This is a genomic window from Sulfitobacter sp. SH24 (assembly GCF_965641895.1).
Lineage (GTDB): Bacteria > Pseudomonadota > Alphaproteobacteria > Rhodobacterales > Rhodobacteraceae > Sulfitobacter > Sulfitobacter dubius.
The window spans coordinates 278,544-289,028 of record NZ_CBFFKK010000002.1; the positions used below are offsets into that span (position 1 = coordinate 278,544).

Sequence of the window (10,485 nt, forward strand, 5' to 3'; positions counted from 1 at the left end):
TTTCCCGCCCGGCCAAGTTTAAGAGGCAGCGCCCCTTGGTATCTGATTAGAACCGAGCAGAGGCGTAATAAGCGCGCGTATGCTCGGTGTCTTGAATGCGGTCCGACGACAGGTCAGGCGTTTTGGCCGCCTCGGCTGCAGTCCCGGTGGTTGCCACGGCCACGGCGGCCAGTGGCGCGGCGGTACCCGCGAACTTCAGGAAATCGCGCCGATCTTTGCGAACCGGTGCTTCGGTGGAACCCTCTGGCTTGCGTGTCATGTTGTCTCTCCTGTTACGTCTCTTGTTCAAGGGCGGGGCGCCCCAGCGGTCTCGGCATGTGTTAATTGTCTTTGCTGAGGCGAAACGCCTCGGCTTCGATTTGCATAAAAGCGCGGCCAATCTTGCCCACGGGGGCGTAGAAGACCGAATTTTTCGCGCCTTCGAGGTCAGCAAAGAAATGCCCGGCCCATGGGGCAATGTGCCGATTAAAGAATGTCTTTTGCTGCGCCAACGTGGCCGGAGCCGAGAAGCGGCCCGCGATCATTGCGCCCATCATTTCCATTAGTGAGGCGATGTTATCCTCAGGCTCGAACACATTCGACGCCCGCTCGAGTCCGCGTGCGATCATGTCTTGACGCAAAGCAGCCAGCGGCTTTTCGTTCAGGAAGCCAGTAAGGTAAAAGCTTGCATAGGGCAGCAATTCGCCCCGACCCAGACCGATGAAAAGCCGATTGAACTCGCTCTCTGCCCCCGCCGGTTTGGTTCTAGATGCCAGCCGCGACAAGGCTTTGAACCCCTGCCCCAGATCACTGTCGTCGCCGGAAAGTCCCGCACATTGATCCAGTAGCATCTGATCCGGAGGGCCGGAAAGGATAAGCCCCATGAAGTTATAGAGGTCCGCACGCAGGCGGTCCTCTTCGAGTAGGGTTGTCGCGGCCAATTGGGTCATGCACTGCTACCTTCCATGTCATCGGCCAGATCGCTGGCAAATTGAAACCGCATCCGGCGGTGGGTCGGCGCGGGTTGCTCGGCCTCTTCCTCGGCATGATCTACAGGTACGCTATAGGTCTGCTGAGGGGCTGTTTGCGCCAGTGCTGTCTCTGTTCGGCGCGGGGCAGGCACGACCACATCATGGGTCGATGCAAGAACGGGCGCATCTTCCGCAACCGCCTCGTCCGCCGCCTCAGGAGCATCGGTCTCAGCCGTCAATATCTCTTCGACCTTGGCCACCATGCCGCGGCCCACTTGATAGATCGTATTCACAGGTTTGCCAGCAGTCGCGGCGGCTGTGTAATCGTCGTCGTAGTCATTCAACCCGTCAAGACAGGCAAGCACCGGGTTGGTCCGCCAGAAGCTGCGCAGCGCACGGGTCTTGAGCCGTTGCGGCAGTTGCGCCTTGAGGAAAGCCCGGAGTTGCTCGCCGCTGACCAGATCCTCCGGCGCGGGCAGATCGAACTCGGCCAGCAAATCGTCATCGCTGCGCTCGGCCAATGCCGCTTCTTCGGCCTCTGCCACGCGGGCTTCTTGCACGCGGACTTCGGCCCTGGCCTCTGCTGCCACGGCGGCACGGCGTTTTTGCCAAAAGCTGCTCATGCCAGACGCTTTCGTTTCAGTGTAGGCGAGGCGTAGACGTCTGCTGGTTTCTTGACACGCGGATCACCGATGCCGTCTTGCTGGCGGTCTGTCCGCAGGCGGTCACGGCGCCGCTTTACGAACTCCTCCTCTTGGTGAAACTCTTCAACAAACTCTTGCACCCATGCCAGCAAACCGGGCGTCATCGCGATTTTTTCGACCACTTCTTCGGCACTGTCGCAATAATCCTGCGCCTCATAGGGAGAGGCAGTGACCAGCGCCAATTTGAACGGTTTATCGGTCGCGCCAGGAATGGGGCGCATCACCACATAGACACAGGGGACGTCAGCCCCCAGCCCGTGAACATAGGCTTCCGTTTCGGCACCGTGTAATTCAATCTGAAGTGTGGCGGCGTGGTATTCGACGATATCGCCCTCACGGCGCAGCTCACGCCAATCCGCTTCCCCGGCACCGGGCAGCACAGCGGTCGCTTTCCAGCTCCACTTAGCCCACCGGGTCACACCCGGCGCGCGCCGCAGCACAATACCCAAGGGCATCGTCCGGTACATTTTCGGGTTATGAATCAACTGGCTCCTCCGTTGCTTAGACCTTCGCCCCAAACCCCCTCGAGGGGGAAGCGTAAAACCGCGTGATCCCCTGAAAAACCGGGCTATTCAGACAAGATGACCCGCGACCTCGCGCCGTCAATGATGCTTTGGACGTTTTGTCTAACTTGAGTATTTCACTAAGAATTTGCGGGGTTGGCCGATTTCGAATCACTGCGCCGCGCCGCGCGCTTTACGAGCTGCGTGGCCTTGGAAGGTCATGGCTCTGAGTTGCCCGATTCCGGTTGTGGGCGGTGCTAAATCCCGTCTAGCTTGGGGCCTCAACCGCGCCCTCAGGGGCGGCGGATTGGCGCGCGAAACAAGGGAAAATTCATGGCCAAGACATTGATAACATGCGATTGCGCAGGGTCGCAGCGTATCGATTCCGATGCGCTGGCCGAAAGCACCGGTTTGACGGTCATGCAGCCCTGTTCGGCCCTCTGCACCACCCAGATCGACCGCGCGGCCAAGGCACTGAACACCGGGGATGCGATTTTATGCTGCACCCAAGAAGAGCGTGTCTTTACCGAATTGGCCGAAGAACTGGGACAGCCCTCTGCCCCCCTCTTGGACCTGCGCGACCGGGCCGGATGGTCAGATGACCCCCGCGATAAACTGCCCAAAATGTCCGCGCTCGCTACAGAGGCGCTGTTAGAGGCGCCCGCCGAGAAAACCATCGATGTTGGATCCGAAGGGCTTTGCCTGATCCTTGGACGTGGACCGGCAGCGTTGGAGGCCGCAGCCCAGCTTAAAGACCACCTCAGCGTAACCCTGCTGATCGAAGACAGCATGACCGAGGCCGACGACAACCTCCCCGAACTGCGCGGCTATGATCTGATCTCTGGCAAGTTGCGCCGCGCCAAAGGAGCGCTTGGCCAATTCGAAGTGGTGATCGACGCATTGCGGCAGGTTGACCCGCGGGGTCGTGGCCCCCTGACGTGGACCGATCCGCGCGACGGCGCACGCAGCCAATGTGACCTGATCCTTGACCTGCGCGGCGACACGCCGCTGTTCCCGGCCCATGAGAAACGCGAAGGCTATCTCCGCGCCGATCCTGCGCATCCGCCCGCTGTCGCCGCCGCCGTACTGGCCGCATCGCATTTGGTCGGCACGTTCGAGCAGCCGCTTTATGTGCGCACCGAGCCATTGCTTTGTGCGCACAGCCGCGCCGGGCAGACAGGTTGTACCGCCTGTCTCGATCTATGTCCCACCGGGGCAATTACACCGGACGGCGATCATGTGACCGTGGACCCGATGATTTGCGCGGGCTGTGGGGCGTGTTCCTCTGCCTGCCCTTCGGGGGCGATCAGCTATGACGCGCCACCTGTGGATTTCACGATGCGGCGAGTCCAGACCCTTGCGCGCGCCTATCTTGAGGCAAATGGCGAAGCGCCACGTCTTTTGGTGCATGACGACCACGGTGCTGAGATGATCCGCCTTGCCGCGCGTCACGGGCGCGGCTTGCCTGCCGATGTGATCCCCATGCACCTGCCCGCACTCGCGGCCTTTGGTCACGCCGAAGCGCTGGCCGCACTGGCCGCTGGTTTCGCCGATGTCTCCCTACTGCTTGGCCCCAAGGCCGACCGCGATGCAATTGAGGCCCAGATCGCCCTCGCCCGTGCCATTGCAGGCGACGCACGGATGATGTTGATCGATACCCCTGATCCGGACGCGCTGACCGATCTGCTTTATGACGGCACAGCCCCCACGCCGGTCGCGCAGCCCGTGCGCCCGATGGGCAGCCGCCGCCAGATTGCCCGGCAGGCTGCCCGCGCGTTGCAACCAGAAGCCCAAGTTCTACCCTTGCCTCAAGGTGCACCTTATGGAGCGGTGCTGGTGGACAAAGGTGCCTGCACGCTGTGTTTGTCTTGTGTCTCACTCTGCCCGTCGGGTGCGCTTGGCGATAACCCTGATTTGCCGCAGCTGCGCTTTCAGGAGGACGCCTGCCTGCAATGCGGTCTGTGCGAGCACATCTGCCCCGAAGACGCCATAAGCCTCAAGCCGCAGCTTGATCTGACTGATGCCGCATTGAGCCAACGGGTGCTGAACGAAGAAGAGCCATTTCCTTGTGTCGAATGCGGCACGCTCTTTGGGGTGAAATCCACTGTTGAGAAGATCACCGACAAGCTGCGCAGCCATTCGATGTTTGCCGATGACGCAAAACTGCGGATGATCCAGATGTGCGATGACTGCCGGATCAATGCGCAATATCACAGCACCAACAACCCGATGACGGGCAATGAGCGCCCGCGCCCCCGCACCACCGACGATTACCTCTCCAAACGGCGCGACCACTAGGTCGCCGCCCCCAGAAAAAGGAGCCTCCCATGAGCGAAGACTTCAACATGTCGATGCGCAAGTTTCTCAAACAGGTCGGCGTGACCTCGCAGCAGGCCATCGAAAAGGCCATGCGCGAAGGTGACACCAGCGGCAAAACATTCCCGGTTAAGGCCGTGATCTCCATCCCCGAGCTTGGGCTGGAGCATGAAATCGACGGCACCATCGCCGGCGCGGATAAGGGCGAGGCATAAGCGACGTGACAGCCAGCAGGGAAGCGGTTCTAACCGCCTTGAAGACCGTGACGGATCCGGCCACGGGGACTGACATCGTGGCCAGTGGCGTGATGCGTGCACTGAATGTGGACGACGCGGGCGCGGTACGTTTCGTGATGGAAATCCCGCCCGCCCAAGCCAAAGCCTATGAGAAAGCCAAAGCGCTAGCCGAAGCAGCGCTGGCGCAGGTCGACGGAGTCTCAAAAGTTTCCATCGTGCTGACTGGGCATAGTGAGAAAGCCCCGCCGCCCGACCTCAAGCCGCAGCGTAAAGCGGAGCCAACCGGCCCGCAGAAGATTCCCGGCGTCGACCGGATCATCGCCGTCGCCTCGGGAAAAGGCGGCGTCGGAAAATCCACCGTATCGGCAAACCTCGCCTGCGCGCTCGCCGCGCAAGGCCGCCGCGTTGGTCTGCTGGATGCCGATGTCTACGGCCCTAGCCAGCCTCGTATGCTCGGCGTATCGGGCCGCCCCGCCTCGCCCGATGGCAAGACCATCCTGCCGATGCGCAACCACGGCGTCACCATGATGTCGATTGGCCTGATGACCAACGAAGATCAAGCCGTCGTCTGGCGTGGTCCGATGCTTATGGGCGCCTTGCAACAGATGATGACGCAGGTGCAATGGGGTGCGCTTGACGTACTGATCGTGGACCTGCCACCAGGCACCGGCGACGTGCAGATGACATTGGCGCAAAAGGCCCATGTGGACGGGGCGGTAATCGTCTCTACACCGCAGGATGTGGCTCTGATCGACGCCCGCAAGGGGATCGATATGTTTAATCAACTCAAGGTGCCAATCCTTGGGATGATCGAAAACATGTCGACCCATATCTGCACCCAATGCGGTCACGAAGAACATGTCTTTGGCCACGGCGGTGTCGCGTCTGAGGCCGAAAAATGGGGCGTGCCGCTCTTGGCCGAAGTGCCGCTTGATTTGCAAATCCGGCTTGCGTCGGATGGCGGCGCGCCGATTACGGTCAGTCAACCGGACAGCAAACAAGCCGCGGCTTTCCACGCGATTGCGAAACACTTGATCGACGCCGGCGCAGCATGAGCGAAGGGCTTTCATTCCCTCCTTTGATGTCGGGCGAGGCTGTGACCGATGACGCCCTCCGTGCTGCCTGCACGCGCGCCGCACGCGGCTGCGATGCAGGTCTCATAACGTACCGGTTGGACGGGGCCGAGATGCAGGGTGCATTGGTCTTTGCGCCCGAAGTGCCTTTGGCGCAGGCGGTGGCCATGCTCCCGCTCTGCGGGGTCGGATTTCAGAACGCCCTCGGCGCACTGTCCCCGCCCGAGGTAGCTGTGCAGTTGGAATGGGGCGGCGGCATTCGCCTTAATGGCGCCGCCTGCGGAGCTTTCCGCATGTTCGCATCAACCCCCGATCTCGACGCTATCCCCGACTGGCTTGTCGTGGGCTTCACTCTACCGCTCTACCCGGCCGAAGACCCTGACATGGCCGAAACAGGCCTCAATCCAGATCAAACCGCGCTTTTTGCCGAAGGCTGCGCAGAGGTTCGGCCGCCTGCCCTGATCGAATCTTGGGCCCGGCATACGCTGCATTGGATCAACCGCTGGGAAGACCTTGGTCCTGCGAGCCTCCATAGTGAATGGCGCGGGTTGGTCTTTGACATCGATCGCGAAGTATCGTTTCGGGGCGAGACTGGCAGTTTCATCGGTGTCGACGAATATTTCGGTATGCTACTGCGCGATGGGGACACCACGCATCTGATCCCGCTGACAACCTTATTGGAGCCTGCCCCATGACCCTAAAACTCGCCCGTGCGATCCACTTCGACGAAAGCGACCGCAACGTCTTTGCTTCCCCGGCTCGAACCGGCGAATGGTGCATCTCTGGCGGCTTCGAGTTTTCGGACTGGACCGAAGGAGATCTGACCGGCAAGGCACGTCAGGCGTTTGCAAACGGATGGCTGGGACTGGAGACCTTTGGTCGGGTCACGTTCGTCGCGATAACTCAGATCGAAGAGACCGAGATCACCACGCTCACGGATATGCTCGCACAGCACTTCGTAACCTACTACGGCGCACCCTCAGTCGAAGCCGCGCGGCCTGTGGCAGCGGAAGAACTCGCGCAGATGGTTGAACTGTGCGCCGACCACGCGCCGAACTGCTTGTTGACAGTGGCGCGCGAACTGACAGAAGCAGGCGTGCGCGAAAGCTTTCGGATGATCCAACCGCAAGACGCGGGACTAGAGCAGTTTGCAATCCACGGCGATCTGCCCGAATAGACCACCCGCGCCGCAATACGGCGCGGATGATCTCTAACTCAGGTCATTCCGCTGTTTTTGCGTTGAACACGAACAGCGTTCCACCATTGATCTTGTAATCGTTGATCAAAGCCTTCGCGCGATCAGAGATCAGCCATTCTTCCAGCTTCAGGGCCAAATCATTTTTCACGTGGGCGTGCATCTCAGGGTTCACTGGCAGATAGGCGTATTGGTTGAATAGAACCGGATCGCCTGCGTACAGCAGCGCCAGATCGCCCTTGTTGCCAAAGTTCAGCCAACTTGCCCGGTCTGACATAACATAGGCAGGCATCCCCGACGCAGTATTAAGCGCCGCGCCCATACCTGCGCCGACAGCGTTATACCAATCACCAAACTGAACCGGATCTAGCCCTGCTTCGGCCCAAAGCGATAGTTCCTTTTTATGCGTGCCGCTATCGTCGCCGCGGCTAACGAAGTTTGAGCCCGCGTCAGCAATTGCCGCAAGCGCTGCGGTGGCCGCATCGGACCCGGCAATTGCCGCCGGATCAGCCTTGGGCCCGATGAAGACGAAATCATTATACATGATCTCAGTCCGGTGGCTGCCAAACCCGCCCGCAACGAAAGCCTCTTCTGCCTTGCGCGAATGTACGAGGATCGCATCGACATCCCCCGCTTCGCCAAGCTTGAGCGCTTGGCCAGTACCCACGACCAGCAACTGCACTTCAAGATCAAGATCTGCCGCGATCTCTGGCAGTAGCACGTCAGCTAGTCCGGAATTGTTGAACGACGTGGTGACAGCCATCTTCATCACATCCGCGGCCTGCGCCGCGCTGCCGATGGCCAATGCCGAAATGGCGCCCATAATCCAATGTTTCATTCTACGATATCTCCTCTTAGAAATGCCTGAGCCTCCTCGGTCTCAGGTTGGTTGAAAAACGTATCTGCTGGCCCTGCTTCATGCAGTCGCCCGCCAAGCAGGAATAAGACGTCATCGGCCAAGCGCCGTGCTTGGCCAAGATCGTGGGTCGAAAGGATAAGCCGGGTACCTTGTGATTTCGCAGCCTGTAAAATCGCTTCGATCTCACGCGTGGCGCGCCCGTCCAACGCGGCACAAGGTTCATCAAGAAACAACAGTGTCGGCTGGCAAATCAATGCCCGCGCGAGCGCCAGTTTTTGCTGTTCGCCGCCTGACAGCACTGGAGCTGCGCGGCCCAAAAGTGGCTCTAATCCTACGCGCGTGGCCCACTCCTCTGCCATCTGACGCGCCCTTACTTTGCCGACACCGCGCAGGCGTAGCGGGTAGGTAAGGTTTTCCAAAACGGTACGCCGCAACATCACCGGGCGCTGGAAGACGAATGCCTGATGATGTCGTGCCTCTTCCGTCGGGCAAGCCCAATCGATCTGCCCGGCTGAAAGCCGTGCGGTGCCGTGCAACAGCTGCAACAGAGTGGTCTTGCCCGCCCCATTCGGCCCGATCACAACCGTGGCGCCCTGCCCCCCTAGCGTCAAATCTATTGGCCCAACCAAGCGCTGCCCGCGCCTGCGGCTCTCGATTGCGATAGCTTGCATCGGGAAGAGCTGCATCACCACCGCCCCTCTCGTTCAGTTCGGCCCAACCAATGGATCGCTAAGTTTACCGCAACTGCGAGCCCAATCAGCACGAAACCAAGTGCTAAGGCCAAGGCAAATTCGCCCTTACCCGTCTCTAGCGCGATAGCAGTCGTCAGTACCCGCGTTGCGTGATCGATATTGCCCCCGACAATCATGATCGCCCCCACTTCACCGATCGCCCGGCCAAAGCCCGCAAGGGCGGCAGTCAACAAAGCGCGGCGCGAATCCCACAGTAGGGTCTGTATTTTCTGCCCCTGCGTGACGTTCATTGAGATGAGCAGGTCGTGATACTCCTCCCAAAGATCTCGGATCGACTGATGTGCTATCGAGGCGATAAGCGGCACGATGATGATAACCTGCGCGATAATCATAGCCGTCGGTGTGAACAACAAACCCATAACGCCAAGCGGCCCTGAGCGAGAGAGCACCACATAGACAATTAGCCCAACCACCACCGGTGGCAGCCCCATCAACGCGTTCAACACCGCTATGACCAACCGCCGCGCCCGAAACCGCTTAACCGCGACCAAGGCCGCCAGTGGGAGAGCAATTAGGCAGGCAACCAGCAATGCGGACAAGGTCACACGCAGCGATCGGCCTGCAATTTCCAGCAGCTCAGCGTCAAGTGTGAAGACGAGCCAGAAAGCTTGAGCAATGCCACTCCAAATATCGACCATCGCGCGCTGGCCTCCCCCGCAATGAGGCATAGCCCCTCTTCGCGCACCCTGTCAGGAGTATTCTTGGGAAGCTAGACCCGGAAGCTCTGAAATTTGAGCATGAGACAAGCTGTCCAAAGAATTACGACGTCTAATATGGCTGCGGGTCAGGATGACCAGCTGTGATTCTGCTGGTCTACGAGATGCGGCTCTAAGTAAGCGTAAGTTGGGCTCTCTCGAATTGTTCCGTTCCTCGAGCAAGGATAATTACTTCTCATGCACAAAAGATTCAGCAAAATCAAATACCTGCCACATTGATCCTACTCGGCTTCGCTTGCTTAACGCGGTTATTGTTGCCTGTCGCCATACGGATTACGCAAGAATCTGTTGCAAGCGATACTTCAATGGCTTTAAGTAACGGAAACAAAAGCGCTACCGAATAATAGCGTTACTGAGAGCGAGGGCAGATGTGACGGATATAGTACACATCAATACACGGATCCGCCGGAATGCGGAAACGCTTTCCGAGGCGTTGGAAAGTCACATGCTAAAGGTCTTTGCGCCCGACGCACGCAAAGAGCTGCGCCGCTTTTCCGCGGGTGAAGCTGCTGAATTGCTTGGAATTTCCACTAGTTTCCTTCGCAAGCTGCATTTTGATGATAAGATTGTTGAGGTGCAAACCAGCCCCGGTGGGCGTCGGCACTATAGTGCGGATGATTTGCTCAATATCCGACGAACGTTGGAGGCAACGGCTAAATCCCGAGGTGCCTATCAACGTGGCCGCCGTGAAGGTGATAAGCTGCAAGTATTGTCGTTTTTGAACTTCAAAGGCGGCAGCGGGAAGACGACGAGTGCGATCCACGCAGCGCAGCGTTTGGCTCTTAAAGGATACCGTGTCCTCTGCGTCGATATCGACCCTCAAGCGTCTCTAACAACACTGTTCGGCTATCGGCCAGAGTATGATTTTCTGAATTCCGGCACGATCTACGATGCTATTCAGTATGACGATCCGGTGCCTTTGGCCGACGTGATTCAGAAGACTTATTTCACCGGTATTGATCTGGCTCCCGGTGGGCTGATGCTTCAGGAATTCGAACACGAAACGCCCCAAGCACTGCTAAACAACACGCAACCTGCTTTTTTTGCGCGCCTTGCTACCTCACTGCAAGACGTTGAGCAGGACTATGACGTCGTCATCTTCGATTGCCCACCGCAATTGGGGTATCTGACCATGTCGGCACTCTGTGCCTCTACAGGCGTCTTGATCACTGTTGTACCCA

The 10,485-nt window shown here is 59.1% G+C and carries 13 protein-coding genes; 6 read left to right on the top strand and 7 right to left on the bottom strand.

All coding sequences use genetic code 11. The features are described from left to right. Positions 1 to 46 precede the first annotated feature (46 nt). The 4 genes from ACSQ16_RS02320 to ACSQ16_RS02335 all read right to left on the bottom strand — a co-directional run bounded on the left by ACSQ16_RS02320 (position 47) and on the right by ACSQ16_RS02335 (position 2,109). Positions 47 to 259, bottom strand: a complete 213-nt coding sequence (locus ACSQ16_RS02320; protein ID WP_243263626.1) for a twin-arginine translocation pathway signal protein — start codon at positions 257 to 259, stop codon at positions 47 to 49. Positions 260 to 320: 61 nt separating this feature from the next. After that, complete coding sequence (locus ACSQ16_RS02325; RefSeq protein WP_243263627.1) at positions 321 to 929, bottom strand: TorD/DmsD family molecular chaperone; 609 nt, start codon at positions 927 to 929, stop codon at positions 321 to 323. After that, positions 926 to 1,573: a DUF3306 domain-containing protein gene (locus ACSQ16_RS02330; RefSeq protein WP_243263628.1), complete on the bottom strand. Its 648-nt coding sequence runs from the start codon at positions 1,571 to 1,573 to the stop codon at positions 926 to 928. The genes ACSQ16_RS02325 and ACSQ16_RS02330 overlap by 4 nt, the downstream gene beginning before the upstream one ends. After that, on the bottom strand, positions 1,570 to 2,109 hold the full coding sequence (locus ACSQ16_RS02335; protein WP_243263763.1) for a DUF3305 domain-containing protein: 540 nt from the start codon (positions 2,107 to 2,109) through the stop codon (positions 1,570 to 1,572). The genes ACSQ16_RS02330 and ACSQ16_RS02335 overlap by 4 nt, the downstream gene beginning before the upstream one ends. Positions 2,110 to 2,490: 381 nt before the next feature. Here ACSQ16_RS02335 and ACSQ16_RS02340 point away from each other — a divergent pair, with 381 nt between their 5' ends. Genes ACSQ16_RS02340 through ACSQ16_RS02360 form a run of 5 tightly spaced genes read left to right on the top strand, consistent with a single transcriptional unit; the run spans position 2,491 to position 6,959 of the window. Then, entirely contained in the window at positions 2,491 to 4,455 is a 1,965-nt protein-coding gene (locus tag ACSQ16_RS02340) for a 4Fe-4S binding protein (protein ID WP_243263629.1), read from the top strand. A 29-nt stretch (positions 4,456 to 4,484) separates the two neighbouring features. Next, positions 4,485 to 4,688, top strand: coding sequence for a DUF6494 family protein (locus ACSQ16_RS02345; RefSeq protein ID WP_093928745.1), 204 nt, complete (start codon positions 4,485 to 4,487; stop codon positions 4,686 to 4,688). A gap of 5 nt (positions 4,689 to 4,693) precedes the next feature. Continuing rightward, positions 4,694 to 5,764: an Mrp/NBP35 family ATP-binding protein gene (locus ACSQ16_RS02350; protein WP_243263631.1), complete on the top strand. Its 1,071-nt coding sequence runs from the start codon at positions 4,694 to 4,696 to the stop codon at positions 5,762 to 5,764. Further along, positions 5,761 to 6,477: a biotin/lipoate--protein ligase family protein gene (locus tag ACSQ16_RS02355; protein ID WP_243263633.1), complete on the top strand. Its 717-nt coding sequence runs from the start codon at positions 5,761 to 5,763 to the stop codon at positions 6,475 to 6,477. The genes ACSQ16_RS02350 and ACSQ16_RS02355 overlap by 4 nt, the downstream gene beginning before the upstream one ends. Next, positions 6,474 to 6,959 carry a DUF6505 family protein gene (locus tag ACSQ16_RS02360; protein WP_093928748.1) on the top strand — a complete coding sequence of 162 codons (486 nt, stop codon included), beginning with the start codon at positions 6,474 to 6,476 and terminating at the stop codon, positions 6,957 to 6,959. Before ACSQ16_RS02355 ends, ACSQ16_RS02360 begins: the two co-directional genes overlap by 4 nt. Before the next feature lie 43 nt (positions 6,960 to 7,002). Here ACSQ16_RS02360 and ACSQ16_RS02365 read toward each other — a convergent pair whose 3' ends face one another. The 3 genes from ACSQ16_RS02365 to ACSQ16_RS02375 are packed head-to-tail and all read right to left on the bottom strand — an operon-like array spanning position 7,003 to position 9,226. Next, positions 7,003 to 7,815, bottom strand: coding sequence for a substrate-binding domain-containing protein (locus ACSQ16_RS02365; RefSeq protein ID WP_243263634.1), 813 nt, complete (start codon positions 7,813 to 7,815; stop codon positions 7,003 to 7,005). Then, positions 7,812 to 8,522, bottom strand: a complete 711-nt coding sequence (locus ACSQ16_RS02370) for an ATP-binding cassette domain-containing protein (protein WP_093928750.1) — start codon at positions 8,520 to 8,522, stop codon at positions 7,812 to 7,814. The genes ACSQ16_RS02365 and ACSQ16_RS02370 overlap by 4 nt, the downstream gene beginning before the upstream one ends. Beyond that, positions 8,522 to 9,226 (bottom strand): ABC transporter permease, encoded by a 705-nt coding sequence (locus ACSQ16_RS02375; RefSeq protein ID WP_093928751.1) that lies wholly within the window; start codon positions 9,224 to 9,226, stop codon positions 8,522 to 8,524. Before ACSQ16_RS02375 ends, ACSQ16_RS02370 begins: the two co-directional genes overlap by 1 nt. A gap of 448 nt (positions 9,227 to 9,674) precedes the next feature. Here ACSQ16_RS02375 and repA point away from each other — a divergent pair. Further along, positions 9,675 to 10,485: plasmid partitioning protein RepA (repA, locus tag ACSQ16_RS02380; protein WP_435988486.1), on the top strand; the 811-nt coding region annotated here is incomplete at its 3' end.

Coding starts and splice junctions, on each gene's coding strand:
- ACSQ16_RS02320 (WP_243263626.1), bottom strand. CDS start 259: ATGACACGCAAGCCAGAGGGTTCCACCGAAGCACCGGTTCGCAAAGAT.
- ACSQ16_RS02325 (WP_243263627.1), bottom strand. CDS start 929: ATGACCCAATTGGCCGCGACAACCCTACTCGAAGAGGACCGCCTGCGT.
- ACSQ16_RS02330 (WP_243263628.1), bottom strand. CDS start 1,573: ATGAGCAGCTTTTGGCAAAAACGCCGTGCCGCCGTGGCAGCAGAGGCC.
- ACSQ16_RS02335 (WP_243263763.1), bottom strand. CDS start 2,109: ATGCCCTTGGGTATTGTGCTGCGGCGCGCGCCGGGTGTGACCCGGTGG.
- ACSQ16_RS02340 (WP_243263629.1), top strand. CDS start 2,491: ATGGCCAAGACATTGATAACATGCGATTGCGCAGGGTCGCAGCGTATC.
- ACSQ16_RS02345 (WP_093928745.1), top strand. CDS start 4,485: ATGAGCGAAGACTTCAACATGTCGATGCGCAAGTTTCTCAAACAGGTC.
- ACSQ16_RS02355 (WP_243263633.1), top strand. CDS start 5,761: ATGAGCGAAGGGCTTTCATTCCCTCCTTTGATGTCGGGCGAGGCTGTG.
- ACSQ16_RS02360 (WP_093928748.1), top strand. CDS start 6,474: ATGACCCTAAAACTCGCCCGTGCGATCCACTTCGACGAAAGCGACCGC.
- ACSQ16_RS02365 (WP_243263634.1), bottom strand. CDS start 7,815: ATGAAACATTGGATTATGGGCGCCATTTCGGCATTGGCCATCGGCAGC.
- ACSQ16_RS02370 (WP_093928750.1), bottom strand. CDS start 8,522: ATGCAGCTCTTCCCGATGCAAGCTATCGCAATCGAGAGCCGCAGGCGC.
- ACSQ16_RS02375 (WP_093928751.1), bottom strand. CDS start 9,226: ATGGTCGATATTTGGAGTGGCATTGCTCAAGCTTTCTGGCTCGTCTTC.